The following is a 22,026-nucleotide window of genomic DNA, read 5'->3' as shown; positions in this document are numbered from 1 at the left end:
AGCGATACCGGTAAAGGCTACTGGTTTTCAGTGCGTTATAAGAGTGAGGCCGCAATTTGCGGCCTCATTTTTGCTTCTGGGTTGATACCTGGGCTTAACGCCGTTTAACCAGCAGGAACAGGCTAATGGCGAAGAAGGCGGCGCTGGGCAGGATGGCCCCCATTATCGGCGGCAGACCGTACACCAGGCTCAGCGGGCCGAAGATCTGATCCAGCACGTAGAACAGGAAGCCGAAGCTGATGCCCGTCACCACGCGTACGCCCATCGACACGCTGCGCAGCGGCCCGAAGATAAACGACAGCGCCATCAGCATCATTACCGCCACCGACAGCGGCTGGAAAATCTTGCTCCACATATTGAGCCGGTAGCGTCCCGACTCCTGGCCGCTCTGCTTCAGGTACTTGCTGTAGTTATAGAGGCCGCGAATCGACAGCGCGTCGGGATCGAGCGCCACCACGCCGAGCTTGTCCGGCGTCAGGTTGGTTTTCCATTCGCCGCTCAGGCTCTGGGAGCCGCTAATCTGCTTCGGATCGTTGAGATCTGACTCATCCACCTGCGCCAGATTCCAGCGCTTGTTCGCCTGGTCCCAGGTGGCGCTGGCGGCGTAGCGCACGCTCTTCAGACGACGGTCGTCGCTGAAGTTATAGATGCTGACGCCGTCGAGCTGGTTATCGCCGCGCACGCGTTCGATATAGATAAAGTTATTGCCGTCCTTCGCCCACAGGCCGTTCTGCGTCGACACCAGCGCGCCGCCGTAGAGCTGGGTCGCGCGGTAGTTACGCGCCATCTGCTCACCCGCCGGGGCGAGAAACTCGCCGATCGCCATGGTCAGCAGCACCAGCGGGATAGCGGTTTTCATCACCGACAGCGCCACCTGCATGCGGGTAAAGCCCGCTGCCTGCATCACCACCAGCTCGCTGCGCTGCGCCAGCGTGCCCAGGCCGAGCAGCGCGCCGAGCAGCGCCGCCATCGGGAAGAAGATCTCAATATCCTTCGGCACGCTGAGCAGCGTGTAGTAACCGGCGGCGAGCGCGGTATAGGCGCCCTGCCCGGTCTTACGCAGCTGATCGACGAACTTGATGATGCCGGAAAGCGACACCAGCATGAACAGCGTCAGCATGATGGTATTGAAAATGGTTTTACCGATATAACGGTCGAGAACGCGAAACATCAGACGGAACCTCCGCGGCTGAAGCGGGCGCGCACGCGGCGCATCGGCACCGTATCCCACAGGTTAAGCGCTACCGCCAGCAGCAGATAGCTGATATTCACCACCCACATCCAGATCGCCGGGTCGAGCCGCCCTTTCGCCGCATTCGACTTCAGCGAACTCTGCAGCAGGAAGAAGATCAGATAGAGCAGCATCGCGGGCAGCATCGACAGCACGCGTCCCTGACGCGGATTGACCACGCTGAGCGGCACCACCATCAGCGCCATCACCAGCACCGAGAAGATCAGCGTAAAGCGCCAGTGCAGCTCCGAGCGGAACGCCGGCGTGTCATTGCTGAGCAGCGTAGTGAGATCGGACTGCTCGGCGTCGTTCGGATCGAGCGTCGCCTCTTTATAACCGACCCGCGCCTGGTAGTTGGTGAAGTCGGTAATACGGAAGTCGCGCAGCATCGCCGTGCCTTCGAAGCGGGTGCCTTTATCCAGCGTCACCACCTGCGAGCCGTCTTTGTGCTGCTCCATATGGCCGCTGTCCGCCAGCACCACCGACGGCCGCGCGTTGCCTTTGGCACGCAGCTGCGCCAGGAAGACGTTGCCGAACTGGTTGCCCTTGACGTTTTCGATAAACAGCACCGAACTGCCGTCGCTGGAACTCTGGAACTGGCCAGCCGCGAGCGCCGCCGCACCAGGGTTGGCTTTGGCGTTTTGCGTCACCTCGTCCTGATAGCGCGAGGACCAGGGACCGAGCCAGATAACGTTGACCGCCGCCACGACGGAGGTGAGCAGCATCAGCACCATCGCCGCCTTCACCAGCACGCTTTTGCCTAATCCGCAGGCGTGCATCACGGTGATTTCGCTGTCGGTATAGAGCTTGCCCAGCGTCATCAGGATCGCCAGAAACAGGCTTAACGGCAGAATAAGTTGTGCCATTTCAGGCACGCCAAGCCCTAACAGAGTCAGAACGAGATTTGTTGGGATTTCGCCGTCCACCGCAGCCCCTAAAATCCGCACTAACTTCTGACAAAAGAAGATAAGCAGCAGGATGAAAAGGATAGCCAGCTGGCTTTTGAGCGTTTCCCGAACCAGATATCTAATGATGATCACGCTTAGTACGCCTGTGATAACTTGTCTTTTTGCAGGAAAATCGCTAGTTTCAACGCTTATTAGCCATTTTTCTTCATCAATGGCCTGCGTCGTAGCTAAAATGGTATGACAAACGCGTCAGGGTGGTGAAAATTAACGCATTGCCACACTAAACGTAGTTCGAACGCTGATTACCAACAAAATTTTTTACCTCTGTGGTATCAAGCGGACCATTCTAGCGACAGCCGCGGCCGTTGTCTTTAAGATTCAGGAGAGTGCATGGAGTTCAGTGTAAAAAGCGGAAGCCCGGAAAAACAGCGCAGCGCCTGCATTGTTGTCGGTGTTTTCGAGCCGCGTCGTCTGTCGCCGATCGCCGAGCAGTTAGACAAAATCAGCGATGGCTACATCAGCGCCCTGCTGCGCCGCGGCGAGCTGGAAGGCAAAGTGGGCCAGACCCTGCTGCTGCATCATGTACCCAACATTCTTTCCGAGCGCATTCTGCTGATTGGCTGCGGCAAAGAGCGCGAGCTGGACGAGCGCCAGTATAAGCAGGTGATCCAGAAGACGATCAATACGCTGAACGACACCGGCTCGATGGAAGCGGTCTGCTTTTTGACCGAGCTGCATGTAAAAAGCCGCAATACCTACTGGAAAGTGCGTCAGGCGGTCGAAACCTCTAAAGAAGCGCTTTATAACTTCGACCAGCTGAAAAGCAACAAAACCGAGCCGCGCCGTCCGCTGCGCAAGCTGGTGTTCAACGTGCCGACGCGCCGCGAACTCACCAGCGGCGAGCGCGCTATCCAGCACGGTCTGGCGGTCGCCGCCGGCGTGAAGGCGGCGAAAGATCTCGGCAATATGCCGCCGAACATCTGCAACGCCGCCTATCTCGCCTCGCAGGCGCGCCAGCTGGCGGACGCCTACAGCAAAAACGTCACCACCCGCGTCATCGGCGAACAGCAGATGAAGGAGCTGGGCATGAACGCCTATCTCGCGGTCGGCGCCGGCTCGCAGAACGAGTCGCTGATGTCGGTCATCGAGTACAAAGGCAACCCGGACGCGGAAGCGCGCCCTATCGTGCTGGTGGGCAAAGGGCTGACCTTCGACTCCGGCGGCATCTCCATCAAGCCGGCGGAATCGATGGATGAGATGAAGTACGACATGTGCGGCGCGGCGTCGGTCTACGGCGTGATGCGCATGGTGGCGGAGCTGAACCTGCCGCTTAACGTGGTCGGCGTGCTGGCGGGCTGTGAAAACATGCCGGACGGCCGCGCCATGCGTCCGGGCGACGTGCTGACCACCATGTCCGGCCAGACGGTGGAAGTGCTGAACACCGATGCGGAAGGCCGTCTGGTGCTGTGCGACGCGCTGACCTACGTAGAGCGCTTCGATCCGGAAGTGGTGATCGACGTGGCGACCCTGACCGGCGCCTGCGTTATCGCGCTCGGCCACCACGTCAGCGGCCTGCTGTCGAACCACAATCCGCTAGCGCACGAGCTGATTGGCGCATCCGAGCAGTCCGGCGACCGCGCCTGGCGCCTGCCGATGGCGGACGAATATCAGGAGCAGCTGGAATCGAACTTCGCCGATATGGCGAATATCGGCGGCCGTCCCGGCGGCGCGATCACCGCCGCCTGCTTCCTGGCGCGCTTTGCGCGTAAATATAACTGGGCGCACCTGGATATCGCCGGCACCGCCTGGCGCTCCGGCAAAGCCAAAGGCGCAACCGGTCGTCCGGTGCCGATGCTGTCGCAGTTCCTGCTGAACCGCGCCGGCCTGAACGGCGACGACTAAGCCCCGCTGCGCGCCGCTCTCAGGGGCGGCGCGCATTGATTTATACCACCGCAGACGCCATATCCATCTCATCGGGAAGTGCTACCGCGCGCCTTAGCTGGTAACATCGACACCTCTCACCCACAAGGCATTTCCATGAAAAACGCAACCTTCTACGTAATGGAAACGGACTCGCCCAGCGAAGAGCTGAGCGCCATCGAGGCGCTGGTGTGCGATCTGGCGGAAACGCGCTGGCGGGCGGGCAAACGCATTTTGATCGCCTGTGAAGACGAGCAGCAGGCCATTCGCCTCGACGAGGCGCTGTGGCAGCGCCCGGCCAACGCCTTCGTGCCGCACAATCTGGCGGGCGAAGGTCCGCGCTACGGCGCGCCGGTCGAGCTCGCCTGGCCGCAGCGTCGCGGCAGCTCGCCGCGCGATCTGCTGATCAGCCTGCTGCCGCAGTTTGCAGATTTTGCTACTGCTTTCCATGAAGTGATAGACTTCGTACCCTACGAAGAGTCTCAGAAACAGCTGGCGCGCGACCGCTATAAAGCGTACCGCAGCGTTGGTTTCCAATTGAATACGGCCACGCCGCCACAGCCGCAAACGACATAGCAGAAATGGAAAAAACATATAACCCGCAAGACATCGAGCAGCCGCTTTACGAGCACTGGGAAGAGCAAGGCTATTTCAAGCCTAACGGCGATACCAGCCAGGAAAGCTTCTGCATAATGATCCCGCCGCCGAACGTCACCGGCAGCCTGCACATGGGTCACGCTTTCCAGCAGACCATCATGGACACCATGATTCGCTACCAGCGCATGCAGGGGAAAAACACGCTGTGGCAGGTCGGTACCGACCATGCGGGCATCGCCACCCAGATGGTGGTAGAGCGCAAAATCGCCGCCGAAGAGGGCAAAACGCGCCAGGACTACGGCCGCGACGCCTTTATCGACAAGATCTGGCAGTGGAAGGCGGAATCAGGCGGCACCATTACCCGCCAGATGCGTCGCCTCGGTAACTCCGTGGACTGGGAGCGCGAGCGCTTCACTATGGATGACGGCCTCTCCAATGCGGTGAAAGAGGTGTTTGTTCGCCTGCATAAAGAGAACCTGATCTATCGCGGCAAACGCCTGGTGAACTGGGATCCGAAATTGCGCACCGCGATTTCCGATCTGGAAGTGGAAAACCGCGAGAGCAAAGGCTCGATGTGGCACATCCGCTATCCGCTGGCGGACGGCGTGAAAACCGCCGAAGGCAAAGATTATCTGGTGGTCGCCACCACGCGTCCGGAAACCCTGCTGGGCGATACCGGCGTGGCGGTCAACCCGGAAGACCCGCGCTACAAAGATCTGATCGGCAAAGAGGTGATCCTGCCGCTGGTGAACCGTCGCATTCCCATCGTGGGCGACGAGCACGCGGATATGGAAAAAGGCACCGGCTGCGTGAAAATCACGCCGGCGCACGACTTCAACGACTATGAAGTCGGTCGTCGCCACAAGCTGCCGATGATCAATATCCTGACCTTCGACGGCGATATCCGCGAGCGCGCCCAGGTGTACGACACCAACGGCGAAGTCAGCGACGCCTGCTCGGATGAGATCCCGGCGGCGTTCCAGAAGATGGAGCGCTTCGCCGCGCGTAAGGCGATTGTCGCCGCCGTGGACGAACTGGGCCTGCTGGACGAGATCAAACCGCACGACCTGACGGTGCCTTACGGCGATCGCGGCGGCGTGGTCATCGAGCCGATGCTGACCGACCAGTGGTACGTGCGTACCGCGCCGCTGGCGAAAGTCGCGGTCGAGGCGGTCGAGAACGGCGATATCCAGTTCGTGCCGAAGCAGTATGAAAACATGTACTTCTCCTGGATGCGCGACATTCAGGACTGGTGCATTTCGCGCCAGCTCTGGTGGGGCCACCGCATTCCGGCCTGGTACGACAACGACGGCAACGTCTATGTCGGCCGCAGCGAAGAGGAAGTGCGCAGCGAAAACAATCTGGGCGCGGACGTGGCGCTGCGTCAGGATGAAGACGTGCTCGACACCTGGTTCTCCTCTGGCCTGTGGACCTTCTCGACCCTCGGCTGGCCGGAGAACACCGAGGCGCTGCGTCAGTTCCACCCGACCAGCGTACTGGTGAGCGGCTTCGACATTATCTTCTTCTGGATCGCCCGCATGATCATGCTGACCATGCACTTCCTCAAAGATGAAGACGGCAAGCCGCAGGTGCCGTTCAAGACCGTCTATATGACCGGTCTGATCCGCGACGAAGAAGGCCAGAAGATGTCGAAATCCAAAGGCAACGTTATCGATCCGCTGGATATGGTCGACGGCATCTCGCTGGAAGATCTGCTGGAAAAACGTACCGGCAACATGATGCAGCCGCAGCTGGCGGAGAAGATCCGCAAGCGCACCGAGAAGCAGTTCCCGGACGGCATCGAGCCATCAGGCACCGACGCGCTGCGCTTTACCCTGGCGGCGCTCGCCTCGACCGGCCGCGACATCAACTGGGATATGAAGCGTCTTGAAGGCTACCGCAACTTCTGCAACAAGCTGTGGAACGCCAGCCGCTTCGTGCTGATGAACACTGAAGATCAGGATTGCGGTCAGAACGGCGGCGAGATGACGCTGTCGCTGGCAGATCGCTGGATCCTCGCCGAGTTCAACAACACGGTGAAAGCGTACCGCGAGGCGCTGGACAGCTACCGTTTCGATATCGCCGCGAATATTCTCTACGACTTCACCTGGAACCAGTTCTGCGACTGGTACCTGGAGTTGACCAAGCCGGTGATGAACAACGGCAGCGAAGCGGAGCTGCGCGGCACGCGCAACACGCTGGTGACGGTGCTGGAAGCGCTGCTGCGCCTTGCCCATCCGATCATTCCATTTATCACCGAGACCATCTGGCAGCGCGTTAAGGTGCTGAAAAACATCAGCGACGACACCATTATGCTGCAGCCTTTCCCGCAGTACGACGCGGCGAAAGTGGATGCGGAAGCGATGGCGGATATCGAGTGGATGAAGCAGGCGATCGTCGCGGTGCGTAATATCCGCGCCGAGATGAATATCGCCCTGAGCAAGCCGCTCGACGTGCTGCTGCGCGACTGTTCTCCTGCGGCGCTGCGCCGTGTGGAAGCGAACCGCACCTTCCTGTCGCGCCTGGCGCGTCTGGAGAGCCTGACCATCCTGCCGGCGGGCGAGAAAGGTCCGGTTTCCGTGACGAAAATCGTCGAAGGCGCCGAGCTGCTGATCCCGATGGCGGGCCTGGTAGACAAGGCGGCAGAGCTGGATCGTCTGGCGAAAGAGCTGGGCAAGCTCGACGTCGAAATCGAGAAGATTCAGGTCAAGCTGGCGAACGAAGGCTTTGTCTCGCGCGCGCCGGAAGCCGTGGTGGCGAAAGAGCGCGAGCGCGTTGCCGAGCTGGAGCAGTCAAAAGCGAAACTGATTGAACAGCAGGCGGTGATTGCGGCGCTCTGATTTAACGCCGTGTCTGTAGAAAACCCTGCGCTTCGGCGCGGGGTTTTTTATTGGCTGATGCAGGAGAAATAAGGCCGTCAACGTGCCGACGACCTAAAAAGAGTCGTAAGCGCCGCGCCCGTTCGGACCTGATCGCTTTTCGCCAGCAAACAGTACTGGCTCATGACAGTGAGCGCAGCTTTCGCGTTTTCATCCGTCTGCCAGGTGAACGCGTTGTTTTTCAACGCCGTTTCCCGCAGCGCTTTGAGGCGTTTTGGACAAACAAGATGCACTTCTCCGTTTGAAAATGCTTCAATGCCTTCAGTCAGCCGCTCCGTGCCGATAACTTTGCTCCCCCCCCAGATCTGGTTCGGAAAATAGTAGTCGGGAAAGCTCTCATGCTTAAACGCGAAGACCTTTTCTTGCCATAACGCCATACCGACTATCTCGATAGAGCGCTGATTGATCTGGATAAGCTGGACGGAAAATAGCGAGAAAACGGCAATCACCAGCGCCGGAAAAAAGGCCATAACGGCTTTGAAGCCATGCTGAGCTTTGATTCTGTTCGTCAAAAGTGATAATAAAGCAGGCATGAAAAGCAGAATATAAATCGCGACTATTATAAGATATTGCACCCACGGCTTCTCATGTGAGAAGTAGATATTCCCTTGCATCAGAAAGGCCAGAGGCACAATGGAAAACAGGGCGACCATTAACGCACACAAGGTGTAAGAAAAGTTAATAAACACCGCACTCGCTTTAAACTTTTCCAGTACAAATCGCCGTCTGATGTTTGGCTTTAGCGGCGCAGAGCGACTTCTTATTCTTTCGCGGCACGCTATCAGGTAACGACGATGCTGCTGTCTGTATCGGTTGAGTTTATTATTAGCATAAACATGCACCAGCAACGCGGCAGCTGCTGCAATCCCCACTATCCAACCCGTTGGCAACTTATCCAGAAAAAGAAGTGTAAAAGCCACTAACACTGCAGTTAGCGCGGTAATAGCGCAGCACCCCTCATTGTATCTGATTTTTAATTTGGTTTTTTTCTTACTCTGCGTTCCTGAAAGGGTGCAAAATCCAGAAGGCAGAAGCAGCGTTATGGAAAAAACGCTAAAGAAAAGCAGTGAGGTAATGAGTACAGCAATTACGCCAGAAGCGTTATTAATGATAAGCGGAAAAACATCCAGCCTACCAATCCATTTTAAATAACCCCATACGTTAATAAAACCTGCAATAATAAACAGTGGGAAAAGTTCTTTGATAATTTTAAAAATGCGGGAAAAAATCATCGAATGCCTCCATGCATGTTAATGAATATTGCTTTTACCCGACGATAATGCTATTTCTGGTGAATGTCTAACCGATTTTAACCACGCTATTTCGCCATGATCCCTGATACTCAGCCTTCACTTAAGCTGCGCCCTATCAGCGCCGCCGACAATCCCCATATCGCCCAGGTTATCCGCACCGTCTCGGCAGAGTTCGGCCTGACCGCCGACAAAGGCTATACCGTGGCCGATCCGCAGCTCGACAGCCTGTATGAACTCTACAGCGCCGAGCACAGCGCCTACTGGATTGTGGAGCATCAGGGGAAAGTGGCGGGCGGCGGCGGCATCGCCCCGCTCGCCTGCAGCGCGCCCGATATCTGCGAACTGCAGAAAATGTATTTTCTGCCGGAGGTGCGCGGCTTCGGCGTGGCGCGCGAGCTGGCGCTGCGCGCGATGGAGCATGCGCGCCAGCGCGGTTTCCGCCGCTGCTATCTGGAAACCACCGGCAGCCTGACGCGCGCTATTAAACTCTATGAGTCGCTGGGCTTTGAACGCATCGACGAGGTGCTCGGCTGTACCGGCCACGGCGACTGCGAATACAGAATGCTGAAGACGCTGTAACCGCGCCTTTCCGGTCAGAAGGCCGGCACGCCGCTGTGAAAACGCAGCTCTGCGTCCGGCTCGCTAATCAGCTTCGCCTCCGCTTCGCCAATCGCCCGCACGCGGGGCGCGATATCTTTCGGCGAGATCTGCGCCGCCAGGGCTAAATAATCCTGATAGTGGCGCGCTTCCGAGCGCAGCAGCGAGATATAGAACTTCTCCAGCTCCGCATCCAGCCAGGGCGCCAGGCTGGCGAAGCGTTCACAGGAGCGTGCTTCGATATAGGCGCCGCAGATCAGCTTGTCCACCAGCGTATCGGGCTCGTGCGTGGTGATCTCCCGCAGCAGCCCTTTGGCGTAGCGGCTGGAGGTGATCTTTTTATAGGGCAAGCCGCGCGCCTGCATAATCTCCCATACCTGATAAAAGTGGTGCAGCTCTTCTTTAATCAGCAGCACCATCTTCTCCACCAGATCGTCCGCCCAGGGCAGCTCGTTGCGCACAATGATGCTTTTAGAGAGGCTTTTATGCGCCTGAATGAACTGGCTGTCGGGGTGCTCGCGGAAAATAAAATCTTCGTAGGGCTTCAGCCAGGCGAGTATCGCCTCGCCGCTCGGCTTGTCGGCGACATACTTACGGATCAGCCAGGTGGCGGTCTGCGCCGCTTTCAGTTCGCAAACCAGATGGTCGGTCAGCAGCAGCGTCAGGTTTTCCGGTTTGCGCGCCTCGTCAATCCAGGCTTGCGGCGTGCGGCAGAGTAGAAACTGATAGATAGGCTCAAGCAGCAGTGCGTAGTTCATGTCTGTTCAAAAGGCAGGAAACGGAAAGGCGGAGCGCGCGGCTCCGCCAGGGGAAATCAGTGGCGGACGCCGGTATCTTCGTCGCCGTCGATAATGTCGCCATCTTCGTCGTCATCTTCATCTTCGGCGTCGGGATCTTCGAAGTAAGTGCCCCAGCCGTCGTAGTCGACGTTGTATTTGCCCACCAGATTGACCAGCTGCTCAACCTGCGCGTCGATCAGTTCAGGCTTCAGCGCCGACTCGCTGAGGATATCGACGCACATCACCGTGGTGCCGTCCTCCAGCTCCAGCTCTTCCGGCTCGGTCACTTCATAACCCAGCTTAAACGCGTCGACGGCCGCTTTTTCCAGCGAGTCGAAGTTGTTGCAGGAGAGATGATGTTCAATGGTATAGAGCGCATCCGGATCGCTGCCGTCTTCCAGCAGCTCATCAATGATCAGGCGTGTCTCTTCACGCTGCTCTTCCAGCAATGCTTCATATGCCATGGCGAATTCCCCTCAGTGTTCGGCAATAAACAAGTATTTTCCCACACTGCCCGGCGCGCCACTACTCAAAACGGAAAGTTTCTTTACGCTGGGGTTGAAAATGAATATTCATACGTTTAGATTGAATTTTCATTCAATCAGAATGGCTGCACTGGAGCCCGTTATGAGTCACCTTTTTCAACGCCACTTCCTTCGGCTGCTCGATTTTAGCCCGGCCGATATCACCTCCCTGCTCGACCTCGCCGCTGAATTAAAACGCGCTAAAAAAAACGGTAGCGAAACTCAGCGTCTGAAGGGCAAAAACATCGCGCTCATCTTCGAAAAAGACTCGACCCGCACCCGATGCTCTTTCGAAGTTGCCGCATACGATCAGGGCGCTAATGTCACTTATCTCGGCCCGAGCGGCAGCCAGATCGGCCACAAAGAGTCGATGAGAGATACCGCCCGCGTGCTGGGCCGCATGTATGACGGCATCCAGTATCGCGGCTACGGCCAGGCGCTGGTAGAGACGCTGGCGGAATTTGCCGGCGTGCCGGTGTGGAACGGCCTCACCACCGAGTTTCACCCTACTCAGCTGCTGGCGGATCTGCTCACCATGCAGGAGCATCTGCCGGGCAAGGCGCTGAGCGAGATGACGCTGGTCTACGTCGGCGACGCCCGCAACAACATGGGCAACAGCATGCTGGAAGCGGCAGCGGTGACCGGCCTGGATCTGCGCCTGGTCGCGCCGAAAGGCTGCTGGCCGGAGGCCGATCTGGTCGAAACCTGCCGCCAGGCGGCGCAGCAAACCGGCGGCAGCATCACCCTGACCGAGGATATCGCCGCAGGCGTCAAGGGCGCGGACTTTATCTATACCGACGTCTGGGTGTCGATGGGTGAAGCGAAAGCGGTATGGGAAGAGCGCATCGCGCTGCTGCGCGACTATCAGGTCAATCAGGCGATGCTGCAGCTGACCGGCAACCCGCAGGTGAAGTTCCTGCACTGTCTGCCGGCGTTTCATGACGATCAGACCACGCTGGGCCGTCAGATGGCCGAACAGTACGGCCTGCACGGCGGCATGGAGGTGAGCAACGAGGTTTTCGAATCGGAGCACAGCATCGTGTTCGACCAGGCGGAAAACCGCATGCATACCATTAAAGCGGTGATGGTGGCGACGCTGAGCCAGGCGTAGCCGCTCCGCAAACGTTTTCCCTTGATGCAAAACGCCGGACGGGTATAATGCGCCCCAATTTGCCGGAGGAAGCATGCAACAGCGCAGCGCAAACATTCACGCGACATCACGCCTGAACGCAGGCGGCGCCCCTGTTTTTTCCGTCATCAACCCGATCGTAAAAAAAGCCCCTTAAGCAGGGGCTTTTTTTTGTCCGCAATTCGGCAGCGCAGAGAGGCGAACTATGGCTAACCCGTTATATCGCAAACATATTATTTCTATTAACGATCTCAGTCGCGACGAACTCGAGCTTGTGCTGCATACCGCCGCGCGGCTGAAAGCCAACCCGCAGCCGGAGCTGCTGAAGCACAAGGTCATCGCCAGCTGCTTCTTTGAAGCCTCGACGCGCACGCGCCTGTCGTTTGAAACGGCGATGCACCGGCTAGGCGCGTCGGTGGTGGGTTTCGCCGACGGCAGCAACACCTCGCTCGGCAAAAAAGGCGAAACCCTGGCGGATACGATTTCCGTTATCGGCACCTACGTCGACGCCATCGTAATGCGTCATCCGCAAGAGGGCGCGGCGCGGCTCGCCACGGAATTTTCCGGCGGCGTGCCGATCCTTAACGCCGGAGATGGCGCCAATCAGCATCCAACCCAGACGCTGCTCGATCTCTTTACCATCCGCGAAACGCAGAGCCGCCTGGACAACCTGAGCATCGCCATGGTCGGCGACCTGAAATATGGCCGTACGGTGCACTCCCTGACGCAGGCGCTGGCGAAGTTCGACGGCAACCGCTTTTACTTTATCGCGCCCGACGCGCTGGCGATGCCGGCCTATATCACCGATACGCTGGACGAGCGCGGCATCGTCTGGTCGCGTCACGACAGCATCGAAGCGGTGATCCCGCACGCCGATATTCTCTATATGACCCGCGTGCAGAAAGAGCGTCTCGACCCGTCGGAATACGCCAACGTCAAAGCGCAGTTTATTCTGCGCGCGGCGGATCTGGCCGGCGCGCGCGACAATATGAAAGTGCTGCATCCGCTGCCGCGCGTTGACGAGATCGCCACCGACGTGGATAAAACGCCCTACGCCTGGTATTTCCAGCAGGCGGGCAACGGCATCTTCGCGCGTCAGGCTCTGCTGGCGCTGGTACTCAACAGCGAACAGGATCTGTAAGGAGCAATCGCCATGACTCACGACAACAAACTGCAGGTAGAAGCGATCAAGCGCGGCACGGTCATCGACCATATTCCGGCGCAGGTCGGGTTTAAGCTGCTGTCGCTGTTTCGCCTGACGGAAACCGACCAGCGCATCACCATCGGCCTTAACCTCCCGTCTGGCGAGATGGGCCGCAAGGATCTGATCAAGATCGAAAACACCTTTCTCACCGAAGATCAGATCAACCAGCTGGCGGTCTATGCGCCGCACGCCACGGTCAACCGCATCGACGACTATGAAGTGGTTGCGAAAATCGCGCCGACGCTGCCGGAGCGCATCGAGCGCGTGCTGACCTGTCCCAACGGCAACTGCATCAGCCGCAGCGAGCCGGTCTTCTCCAGCTTTGCGGTGAAAAAGCGCGATGCCGAGGTGCTGCTGACCTGCAAATATTGCGAGAAAGCCTTTGCGCACCACGTGGTGCTCGGTCACTGGTAATCGCCCTGCTCGTCCCTATAATGGGGCGATGTTTCTCGCCAGCGGCGGCTTGCCGCCGCTGCGTCACTCTTAAGGAGCAAGTATGTCTCGCGAAATCAGTACGGAAAAAGCGCCAGCGGCGATCGGTCCCTATGTGCAGGGCGTGGATCTGGGCAATATGATCATCACCTCCGGCCAGATTCCGGTAGATCCGGCGACCGGCACGGTGCCAGACGCGATCGACGCCCAGGCGCGTCAGTCGCTGGAAAATGTGAAAGCGATCGTTGAAGCGGCTGGCCTGCAGGTTGGCGACATCGTGAAAACCACGGTGTTCGTCAAAGACCTTAACGACTTCGCCACCGTCAACGCCACCTACGAAGCCTTCTTCGCCGAGCATAACGCCAGCTTCCCGGCGCGCTCCTGCGTGGAAGTGGCGCGTCTGCCGAAAGACGTGAAGATCGAGATCGAAGCGATCGCCCTGCGCCGCTAAGGATCCGCTGCGCGCTGCGCCCGCAGCGCGCATCTCTTTCTCCTCTTATTGCCCCTCTGTTTTCTCTTCTGCCTGGCTTTGCACCACGACCCAATCTTCTTTGTTTCAGGTCAAAACCGTGGCGATTATATTCTCCTGATGCCCATATATAGTGGTTAGAATCTCTCGCAGCACAACATGTAGCGGATGGAGAGAGCATGGCAAAGGTAGTGGTGAAGCGCGACGGCTGTCGCTCAGAGTTTGACGCAGCAAGAATCGAGGCGGCAGTAGCCGCTGCGGCGCGCGCGGCGCAGGTCGAGGACGCGCCCTGGTGCGCAACGGTGGCTCAGCGCGTCAGCGAGAAGCTGGCCGATCGCGCCGAAGTGGATATCCGCGATATTCAGTTCGCGGTTGAAGAGACGCTGATGTGCGGCCCTTATCCGCAGCTGGCGCGTGCCTATATCGAATATCGTCACGATCGCGACGTAGCGCGCGAGCAGCGCGGCAAGCTGCACCACGCCATTCGCGGCCTGGTCGATCAGACCAACGCCGCGCTGCTGAATGAAAACGCCAATAAAGACAGTAAGGTGATCCCGACGCAGCGCGACCTGCTGGCGGGCATCGTCGCGAAACATTATGCGCAGCAGCAGCTGTTGCCGCGCGACGTGGTGCAGGCGCACGAGCGCGGCGAGATCCACTATCACGATCTCGACTACTCCCCGTTCTTCCCCATGTTCAACTGTATGCTGATCGATCTGAAAGGCATGCTCACCAACGGCTTCAAGATGGGCAACGCCGAGATCGAGCCGCCGAAGTCGATCGCCACCGCCACGGCGGTCACCGCGCAGATTATCGCCCAGGTCGCCAGCCATATTTACGGCGGCACCACCATTAACCGCATCGACGAGGTGCTGGCGCCCTTTGTGCAGCTCAGCATGGAAAAGCATCGCGCTATCGCCGCTGAATGGCAGATTGCCGACGTCGAGGCCTATGCGCGGGCGCGCACCGAGAAAGAGTGCTACGACGCCTTTCAGTCGCTGGAGTACGAGGTCAACACGCTGCATACCGCCAACGGCCAGACGCCGTTCGTCACCTTCGGCTTCGGGCTTGGCACCAGCTGGGCGGCGCGACTTATTCAGCAGTCGATCCTGCGCAACCGCATCGCCGGACTGGGCAAAAACCACAAGACCGCCGTGTTTCCCAAGCTGGTATTCGCGATCCGCGAAGGGCTCAATCGCCGTCCGGGCGATATCAACTACGATATCAAACAGCTGGCGCTGGAGTGCGCCAGCAAGCGCATGTATCCCGATATTCTTAACTACGACCAGGTAGTAAAAGTCACCGGCTCCTTTAAAACGCCGATGGGCTGCCGCAGCTTTCTCGGCGTCTATGAGGAAAACGGCGTCGAAATTCACGACGGCCGCAACAATCTGGGGGTCATCAGCCTCAATCTGCCGCGCATCGCGCTGGAGGCGCAGGGCGACGAGGCGCGCTTCTGGACGCTGCTCGACGAGCGGCTGGCGCTGGCAAAGCGCGCGCTGATGACGCGAATCGCCCGCCTGGAAAAAACCAAAGCGCGCGTGGCGCCGATCCTCTACATGGAGGGCGCCTGCGGCGTACGGCTTAACGCCGATGACGAGGTGGGGCCGATTTTCCGCAACGGGCGCGCCTCGCTGTCGCTGGGCTATATCGGCCTGCATGAAACCCTGAACGCGCTGAGCGGCGGCGCGCGCCATCCCTATGACGATCCCGCGCTGCGCGCCAAAGGGATCGAGATTGTCACGCGTCTGCGCGCCGCGACCGACGCCTGGAAAGCGGAAACCGGCTACGGCTTCAGCCTCTACAGCACGCCGAGCGAAAACCTCTGCGACCGCTTTTGCCGCCTCGACGCCGCACAGTTCGGCGTGGTGCCTGGCGTCACCGATAAAGGCTACTACACCAACAGCTTTCACCTCGACGTTGAGAAGAAGGTCAATCCTTACGACAAGATCGACTTTGAAGCGCCCTATCCGCCGCTGGCGAACGGCGGCTTCATCTGTTACGGCGAATACCCGAACGTGCAGCATAACCTCAAGGCGCTCGAGGATGTATGGGACTACAGCTACGATCGCGTGCCCTATTACGGCACCAATACGCCGATCGACGAATGCTATGAGTGCGGCTTTACCGGCGAGTTCAGCTGCACCAGCCGCGGCTTTACCTGCCCGAACTGCGGCAATCACGATCCGGCGCGCGTGTCGGTAACGCGTCGCGTCTGCGGCTATCTCGGCAGCCCCGACGCGCGCCCGTTCAATGCCGGCAAACAGGAAGAGGTGCAGCGACGCGTTAAACATCTGGAGAGCGGACCACTGGGATGATGCGTTTTCATCGCTACTACGATGTCGATATCGTTAACGGCCCCGGCACGCGCTGCACGCTGTTCGTGGCCGGATGCGAGCATCAGTGCCGCGGTTGCTATAACCAGAGCACCTGGCGGCTCGACTCCGGCACGCCTTTCACCCTGGAGCACGAGGAGCGCCTGATCGCCGACCTGCAGGACAGGCGCATCCGGCGTCAGGGGCTGTCGCTGAGCGGCGGCGATCCGCTGCATCCGCACAACGTACCGCATATCCGTCGGCTGGTGAAACGCGTGCGCGCCGAGTGTCCCGGAAAAGATATCTGGCTCTGGACCGGCTATCAGCGCGCCGAACTCAGCTGCGCCCAGCGCGAAGTGCTGAGCTATATCGACGTGCTGATTGACGGGCGCTTCGTCGAGGCGGAAAAAGAGGCGACGCTGCTGTGGCGCGGCAGCCGCAATCAGATTATCTGGGACCTGAGCAAAGAGCGCAGCTAACGCGGAATTTGCCCCGATTCGATAATCTCAACGCTATCGCCGGCTGGCTGAAAGGCGCAGGCGTGCATGCATTTCGCCACTGCCAGCGCAGAGACCGAACGCCAGTTGCCGGGCAGCACGCTGAACAGCGGCGCCATCAGGCTTTCGCCGGTACGTTTGCGCGTGCGCTCGCCCAGCAGCAGCGAAGGCCGCACCAGCGTCAGACGCGGCCAGCCCTGATGACGCAGCGCTGTCTCCATCTCGCCTTTTACCCGGTTATAGAAAAAGGGCGAATGGCGGTTCGCGCCGTGCGCGCTGACCGCCACCATCTGCTTCGCCCCCAGCCGCAGCCCGTTCAGTCCGGTATCCACCACCAGCGTATAGTCGACGTGCAGGAACGCCGCTTTGCTGCCCGCCTCTTTGCGCGTGGTGCCGAGACAGCAAAATACGCTGTCGATAGCGACGCTGAGCGGACGCAGCACGTCGGTCAGGTCCGCCTCCACCAGATTGACCACCTTATTCATCGGCGGCAGCGGACGACGCGTTGGCGCGATGATTTCGTCGACGCGCGCATCCGCCACCAGCAGGCGCAGCAGATGCGCACCCACCAGACCCGTCGCGCCGGTTACCAATACACGATGCATCTCGCCTCCCGCTAAGCTGTTGCCATTACTCTGAAATATAGTCAGCTTTTGCCGTCCGGCTTGCATTTTCAGCACAAACAACCAGGCTTAACCTGTTCACCAGGAGAGCGCATTGTGCGCAAACCATCATGAGGAGGGGAAAAATGAGCAAGAAGATTGCGGTGTTGATTACCGACGAATTTGAAGACTCAGAGTTCACCTCACCGGCCGACGCCTATAAACAGGCGGGCTTTGAGGTGGTGACCATTGAGAAAGAGGCGGGTAAAACCGTTACCGGCAAACAGGGCGAAGCGCAGGTGAAAATCGACCGCGCTATCGACGAGGTCAGCCCGGCCGAATTCGACGCGCTGCTGCTGCCAGGCGGCCACTCGCCTGATTCGCTGCGCAGCGACGACCGTTTCGTCGCCTTTACCAAAGAGTTCGTCGCCAGTGGCAAACCGATTTTCGCTATCTGCCACGGCCCGCAGCTGCTGATCAGCGCGAACGGCGTGCGCGGCCGCAAGATGACCTGCGTGAAGGCGATCGCTATCGATCTGCGCAACGCCGGCGCGGACTTCTATGACGAAGAGGTGATTGTAGATGACGATCGTCTCGTCACCAGCCGTACGCCGGACGATCTGCCTGCCTTTAATCGCGAGTCGCTGCGTATTCTACAGGCGTCGTAAGCCGGTTTCCCTTTCCCTCAGGGGAAAGGGATTTCACTCTCTTCTCGCCGCCAGCTAATTTTTTTGCCAAATCCCAGCGCGTTATCGGTCATCTTGACCTCATCCAGCTGAATCTCCCACAGCGGCGCAGAGACTTTGCGCGCCACCGGAAAACGCTTTTGATACGCCTTGCGCGCCTGCGCTTCCGCGTCGCCGTCGAGCAGCGCAATATGGCCGCGATACTGCACGCCTTTAATCAACAGCACGGTTTTCGGCTGGCCGTTCACCGTGCCCGCAACCTGCGGATTCGCCTGCAGCAGCGCGCCGTGGCGCGTGTCCGGTTCGGTCATCAGCCAGAACGCCATACGCGTCTCGTCGAAGACGTAAAAGCAGTTGGCGCACCAGAGATCGCCGTCGGCCTGGCAGCAAAGCGAGAGGACATGCTGTTTTTTCAGGTAACGTACCAGATGAGAATGGTCAGACACGTTCTATTGCTCCGTGCAAAGATCGCCGGATAGCCGACGCGCCGCTGGCGCGCTACACTGCCCGGCAGTAAAGATTCAGGAATACAGATTATGAATGAGGGCTGGCAGCTCTATATCGTCCAGACCGCCGCCGGCGCGCTCTATACCGGCATTACCACCGACGTGACGCGGCGCGTCGAACAGCATGCAGCCGGACGCGGCGCGCGCGCGCTGCGCGGCAGAGGCCCGCTGGCGCTGGTGTATCGCTGCGACGCCGGCGACCGCGCCGCGGCGTCGCGGCTGGAGTACCAGGTCAAGCAGCTCAGCCGCCAGCAGAAGCTGCGGCTGGTGGCACAACAGCCGGGTTGCCTCGCCAGCTGGCTTACGCAAGCCGGCTAAACGGCTCGGCAAAATCGATCTCGCCTTCCGCGCCGACAAAGGCGTCGTCCGCCAGGCGATAGACCTGAAACGCCGCTTCGCCGCCCGGCCAGCGGCAGCGCAGCCCGTGACGCGCGGCCGGCTCGAAGCCGAAGCGATTGTAGTATGCCGGATCGCCCACCACCACCACCGCGCCATAGCCGAACTCATTCAGCGTATCCAGCCCGGCGTAGATCAGCTGCTCGCCGATTTTCTGGCCGCGCACGCTTTCGTCTACCGCCAGCGGCGCCAGGCCGACCCAGTTGCGATCTTCGCCCTGCAAGGTCACCGGGCTGAAGGCGGCGTAGCCCAGCACCTGGCCTTCGTCGTCCGTCGCCACCACGCCCAGCGTCAGCAGCCCGTCTTCCCGCAGCTGCTGAACCAGTTCGGCTTCCGCTTCGGTCTTGAAGCTGCGTCTTAACAAACTGTCGATGCTTGCCGCATCCACGCCTATTTCTGTGCGAATTAACATACACTCTCCGCGCGCGCCTGTGCGGCCTTCGCGTCCTGTTTCATTCCCGCTTCGACAAACGCAGCCAGCTGCTGCAGTCCCGTGCGCAACGCCGTGGGCATGGCCTCGAGTTCCAGAGCATCCATCAGGTTTTTTACCTCCAGTCCCAGCTCTGTGTCGCCTTCGATCAGCAGACGACGCTGGAAAAACAGCATATCCGGATCCGCTTTACGGGCGGCGACCAGCAGCAGATCGTTAGCATTGCCGCGAAACCAGACGTCCGCTTCGGCATCCTGTACGACCCTGAGCTGGCCCTCTTCAATGGTGGTAATCCAGCGTAAACCCACATCCGCGATCTCGATACCCAGATGACGCGCCTGCAGAAAGTCTAACTCACCTTCCGCCAAAGCATGACGAAATTGCCAGTTTAGGAGTTGTTGCAGAAAGGCTTTTTTTAACGGGAACGGGGTCAGCGAAACAGGTAAGGCAAGGAATTTCGGGCCTTTTTTCACTAACTCAGCACGTAACTGTTGAAACACGGGCGTCTCTCCCTTTAGAAAATTTCAGGTATATTGCCACATCCGCCGCCGCACGCTGCAGCCGAGATCAATAATTTCACCGCCACGCTGCGCGAATTTTCCGCTATCCGTCTCGTCAACTGGCGATTCACTGCCCCAAATCAACATTTCCCCGCGGCCGCTTGCCTAGACTCGTCGCCTTATCCTGTCGACGAGGGATCACTATGGAACTGCTGTGTCCGGCCGGTAATCTGCCTGCCGTGCGTTCAGCGGTGGAGAATGGCGCCGATGCGGTGTATGTCGGACTGAAAGATGACACCAACGCGCGCCACTTCGCCGGGCTGAACTTTACCGACAAGAAGCTGGCGGAAGCGGCGCGCTATCTGCATCAGCATCGCCGTAAATTACATGTCGCCATTAATACCTTCGCTCATCCTGACGGCGTGGGCCGCTGGCAACGCGCCATTGACGTGGCGGCGCAGAACGGCGCGGACGCGCTGATCCTTGCCGATATCGCTACGCTGGAGTACGCCGCGCAGCGCTATCCCGAGGTTGAACGCCATCTGTCGGTGCAGGCCTCCGCCACCAATCTGGAAGCGGTGCGCTTCTATCATCGCCACTTCGCGCTGAGCCGCGTGGTGCTGCCGCGCGTGCTGTCGCTGCATCAGGTGAAGCAGCTGGCGCGCGAGACGCCGGTGCCGCTCGAGGTGTTCGCCTTCGGCAGCCTCTGCATTATGGCGGAAGGCCGCTGCTATCTCTCCTCCTGGCTGACCGGCGAGTCGCCCAACAGCGCGGGCGCCTGTTCGCCTGCGAAGTTCGTGCGCTGGCAGCAAACGCCCAACGGCATGGAGTCGCGCCTTAACGACGTGCTGATTGACCGCTACGCGCCGGATGAGAGCGCCGGCTATCCCACGCTGTGCAAAGGCCGCTATCAGGTCGACGGCCAGCGCTATCACGTACTGGAGGAGCCCACCAGCCTCAATACCCTGACGCTGCTGCCGGATCTGCTGCGCGCGGGCGTCGCCTCGGTGAAGATTGAGGGGCGTCAGCGCAGCCCGGCTTATGTGGCGCAGGTGGCGCGCGTCTGGCGGCAGGCGATCGATCGCTGCAGTCGCGAGCCGGAGAACTTTGCGGTCACCGAGGCCTGGACAGCGGCGCTCGATGAGCTCTCAGAAGGCTCGCAGACCACGCTTGGCGCTTACCACCGTGAATGGCAATAAGGAGAAAAGAATGCAATACGCAATCGGTCCGGTGCTGTGGTACTGGCCGACAGAGCAGCTGGCGAGCTTTTACCAGCAGGCGGCGAACAGCAGCGCGGATATCGTCTATCTTGGCGAAGCGGTGTGCAGCAAACGACGCGCTACTTCCTATCAGCGCTGGATGGAGCTGGCGCGCGAGCTGGCGGCCAGCGGCAAGCAGGTGGTGCTGAGCACGCTGGCGCTGCTGCAGTCCCCTTCGGAGCTGAAAGAGCTAAAGCGCTACGTCGATAACGGCGAGTTTCTCATCGAGGCCAACGACGTCGGCACGGTGAATATGGCGGCCGAGCGCAGGCTGCCCTTTGTCGCCGGGCCGACGCTCAACGTCTATAACGTCGAAACCCTGCATCTGCTGGTGAAAGAGGGCATGACGCGCTGGTGCATGCCGGTAGAGATGTCTCGCGACTGGCTGCTGCAGCTGCTGCAGCAGAGCGAGGAGCGTCATATCCGCAACCGGTTCGAGGTCGAAGTGCTGGGCTACGGCTATCTGCCGCTGGCGCTGTCGGCGCGCTGCTTTACCGCTCGCGCCGAGCATCGCGCCAAAGACGACTGTCAGACCTGCTGCATCAACTACCCTAACGGACGCCGCGTCCACTCGCAGGAAGGCCAGCAGGTCTTCGTGCTAAACGGCATTCAGACCATGAGCGGCTACTGCTACAACCTCGGCAACGATCTGGTCGGCATGCGCGGCTGGGTCGATATTCTGCGTCTGTCGCCGCAAAACACCGCGACGCTGGATGAGATCGCCCGCTTCCGCGCCAATGAAGAGGGGCAGTCGCCGCTGATGATGGCCAACGGCAACGACTGCAACGGCTACTGGCGTAAAGTTGCCGGCATGACGCTGCTGACATCCTGAAAGGCACATACAGGCTAGCCGCCTGCCTTTGTTAGCAGTTTTAATATGGGCATTATTACGTAATACTGGTTGGTGCAGGTC

General features: G+C 59.5%; 23 protein-coding genes. 14 read left to right on the top strand and 9 right to left on the bottom strand.

Annotated elements, in window-relative coordinates; all coding sequences use genetic code 11:
* Positions 1-94: 94 nt before the first annotated feature.
* Positions 95-1,171 (bottom strand): LPS export ABC transporter permease LptG, encoded by a 1,077-nt coding sequence (lptG, locus tag B3229_RS11195; protein ID WP_033749348.1) that lies wholly within the window; start codon positions 1,169-1,171, stop codon positions 95-97.
* The gene (lptF, locus tag B3229_RS11190) at positions 1,171-2,271 is read right to left on the bottom strand and encodes an LPS export ABC transporter permease LptF (protein WP_033749346.1); all 1,101 of its coding nucleotides are present in this window, start codon (positions 2,269-2,271) and stop codon (positions 1,171-1,173) included. Before lptF ends, lptG begins: the two co-directional genes overlap by 1 nt.
* A gap of 258 nt (positions 2,272-2,529) precedes the next feature.
* Between lptF and pepA the strand changes: the two genes are divergently transcribed.
* From pepA to B3229_RS11175, 3 genes are all read left to right on the top strand, one after another.
* Positions 2,530-4,041 (top strand): leucyl aminopeptidase, encoded by a 1,512-nt coding sequence (gene pepA / locus B3229_RS11185; protein WP_033749345.1) that lies wholly within the window; start codon positions 2,530-2,532, stop codon positions 4,039-4,041.
* Between the two features lie 135 nt (positions 4,042-4,176).
* Positions 4,177-4,635 carry a DNA polymerase III subunit chi gene (locus B3229_RS11180; RefSeq protein ID WP_033749344.1) on the top strand — a complete coding sequence of 153 codons (459 nt, stop codon included), beginning with the start codon at positions 4,177-4,179 and terminating at the stop codon, positions 4,633-4,635.
* Positions 4,636-4,640: 5 nt separating this feature from the next.
* On the top strand, positions 4,641-7,496 hold the full coding sequence (locus tag B3229_RS11175) for a valine--tRNA ligase (RefSeq protein ID WP_048781955.1): 2,856 nt from the start codon (positions 4,641-4,643) through the stop codon (positions 7,494-7,496).
* Between the two features lie 77 nt (positions 7,497-7,573).
* Here B3229_RS11175 and B3229_RS11170 read toward each other — a convergent pair whose 3' ends face one another.
* Entirely contained in the window at positions 7,574-8,767 is a 1,194-nt protein-coding gene (locus B3229_RS11170; protein WP_286870768.1) for a hypothetical protein, read from the bottom strand.
* A 96-nt stretch (positions 8,768-8,863) separates the two neighbouring features.
* Between B3229_RS11170 and B3229_RS11165 the strand changes: the two genes are divergently transcribed.
* Positions 8,864-9,367 carry a GNAT family N-acetyltransferase gene (locus B3229_RS11165; RefSeq protein ID WP_048781958.1) on the top strand — a complete coding sequence of 168 codons (504 nt, stop codon included), beginning with the start codon at positions 8,864-8,866 and terminating at the stop codon, positions 9,365-9,367.
* Positions 9,368-9,381: 14 nt separating this feature from the next.
* Here B3229_RS11165 and miaE read toward each other — a convergent pair whose 3' ends face one another.
* A complete protein-coding gene (gene miaE, locus B3229_RS11160; RefSeq protein ID WP_286870766.1) occupies positions 9,382-10,143 on the bottom strand; it encodes a tRNA isopentenyl-2-thiomethyl-A-37 hydroxylase MiaE in 762 nt (253 codons plus the stop codon).
* Between the two features lie 56 nt (positions 10,144-10,199).
* The gene (gene rraB / locus B3229_RS11155) at positions 10,200-10,628 is read right to left on the bottom strand and encodes a ribonuclease E inhibitor RraB (RefSeq protein WP_048781961.1); all 429 of its coding nucleotides are present in this window, start codon (positions 10,626-10,628) and stop codon (positions 10,200-10,202) included.
* Between the two features lie 163 nt (positions 10,629-10,791).
* On the opposite strand from rraB, the gene argF reads away from it, so the two are divergent.
* From argF to nrdG, 6 genes are all read left to right on the top strand, one after another.
* Positions 10,792-11,799, top strand: a complete 1,008-nt coding sequence (gene argF / locus B3229_RS11150) for an ornithine carbamoyltransferase (protein ID WP_286870763.1) — start codon at positions 10,792-10,794, stop codon at positions 11,797-11,799.
* Positions 11,800-12,022: 223 nt separating this feature from the next.
* A complete protein-coding gene (gene pyrB, locus B3229_RS11145) occupies positions 12,023-12,958 on the top strand; it encodes an aspartate carbamoyltransferase (protein WP_286870761.1) in 936 nt (311 codons plus the stop codon).
* A 12-nt stretch (positions 12,959-12,970) separates the two neighbouring features.
* Positions 12,971-13,435, top strand: a complete 465-nt coding sequence (gene pyrI / locus B3229_RS11140) for an aspartate carbamoyltransferase regulatory subunit (RefSeq protein WP_286870759.1) — start codon at positions 12,971-12,973, stop codon at positions 13,433-13,435.
* A gap of 82 nt (positions 13,436-13,517) precedes the next feature.
* On the top strand, positions 13,518-13,904 hold the full coding sequence (gene ridA, locus B3229_RS11135) for a 2-iminobutanoate/2-iminopropanoate deaminase (RefSeq protein WP_048781966.1): 387 nt from the start codon (positions 13,518-13,520) through the stop codon (positions 13,902-13,904).
* Between the two features lie 197 nt (positions 13,905-14,101).
* Entirely contained in the window at positions 14,102-16,240 is a 2,139-nt protein-coding gene (gene nrdD / locus B3229_RS11130) for an anaerobic ribonucleoside-triphosphate reductase (protein ID WP_286870756.1), read from the top strand.
* Positions 16,237-16,716: an anaerobic ribonucleoside-triphosphate reductase-activating protein gene (gene nrdG / locus B3229_RS11125; RefSeq protein WP_286870753.1), complete on the top strand. Its 480-nt coding sequence runs from the start codon at positions 16,237-16,239 to the stop codon at positions 16,714-16,716. The genes nrdD and nrdG overlap by 4 nt, the downstream gene beginning before the upstream one ends.
* On the opposite strand, the gene B3229_RS11120 is transcribed toward nrdG, so the two are convergent.
* Complete coding sequence (locus B3229_RS11120; RefSeq protein ID WP_286870751.1) at positions 16,713-17,339, bottom strand: NAD-dependent epimerase/dehydratase family protein; 627 nt, start codon at positions 17,337-17,339, stop codon at positions 16,713-16,715. The two genes, nrdG and B3229_RS11120, sit on opposite strands and share 4 nt — an antisense overlap.
* A gap of 143 nt (positions 17,340-17,482) precedes the next feature.
* On the opposite strand from B3229_RS11120, the gene B3229_RS11115 reads away from it, so the two are divergent.
* Positions 17,483-18,004 (top strand): type 1 glutamine amidotransferase domain-containing protein, encoded by a 522-nt coding sequence (locus B3229_RS11115; protein WP_033749328.1) that lies wholly within the window; start codon positions 17,483-17,485, stop codon positions 18,002-18,004.
* Between the two features lie 17 nt (positions 18,005-18,021).
* On the opposite strand, the gene B3229_RS11110 is transcribed toward B3229_RS11115, so the two are convergent.
* Positions 18,022-18,468: a YhbP family protein gene (locus tag B3229_RS11110; protein ID WP_286870748.1), complete on the bottom strand. Its 447-nt coding sequence runs from the start codon at positions 18,466-18,468 to the stop codon at positions 18,022-18,024.
* Between the two features lie 90 nt (positions 18,469-18,558).
* On the opposite strand from B3229_RS11110, the gene B3229_RS11105 reads away from it, so the two are divergent.
* Positions 18,559-18,846 (top strand): GIY-YIG nuclease family protein, encoded by a 288-nt coding sequence (locus tag B3229_RS11105; protein ID WP_286870747.1) that lies wholly within the window; start codon positions 18,559-18,561, stop codon positions 18,844-18,846.
* Here B3229_RS11105 and B3229_RS11100 read toward each other — a convergent pair.
* Together B3229_RS11100 and ubiT are read right to left on the bottom strand one after the other, a co-directional pair.
* Positions 18,830-19,336 (bottom strand): GNAT family N-acetyltransferase, encoded by a 507-nt coding sequence (locus B3229_RS11100; protein WP_048781981.1) that lies wholly within the window; start codon positions 19,334-19,336, stop codon positions 18,830-18,832. The two genes, B3229_RS11105 and B3229_RS11100, sit on opposite strands and share 17 nt — an antisense overlap.
* A complete protein-coding gene (ubiT, locus tag B3229_RS11095; protein WP_048781983.1) occupies positions 19,330-19,854 on the bottom strand; it encodes a ubiquinone anaerobic biosynthesis accessory factor UbiT in 525 nt (174 codons plus the stop codon). Before ubiT ends, B3229_RS11100 begins: the two co-directional genes overlap by 7 nt.
* 203 nt (positions 19,855-20,057) lie before the next feature.
* Here ubiT and ubiU point away from each other — a divergent pair, with 203 nt between their 5' ends.
* Both ubiU and B3229_RS11085 read left to right on the top strand, forming a co-directional pair.
* The gene (ubiU, locus tag B3229_RS11090) at positions 20,058-21,053 is read left to right on the top strand and encodes a ubiquinone anaerobic biosynthesis protein UbiU (protein ID WP_286870744.1); all 996 of its coding nucleotides are present in this window, start codon (positions 20,058-20,060) and stop codon (positions 21,051-21,053) included.
* A gap of 10 nt (positions 21,054-21,063) precedes the next feature.
* Positions 21,064-21,945 (top strand): U32 family peptidase, encoded by an 882-nt coding sequence (locus B3229_RS11085; protein WP_286870743.1) that lies wholly within the window; start codon positions 21,064-21,066, stop codon positions 21,943-21,945.
* The last annotated feature ends 81 nt before the right edge of the window (positions 21,946-22,026 follow it).

It is taken from the genome of Pantoea sp. UBA5035, assembly GCF_002415245.1.
Taxonomy (GTDB): Bacteria; Pseudomonadota; Gammaproteobacteria; order Enterobacterales; family Enterobacteriaceae; genus Pantoea; species Pantoea septica.
Note: the sequence above shows the minus strand (reverse complement) of the source record. Positions and strands in the feature narration are given on the sequence as shown.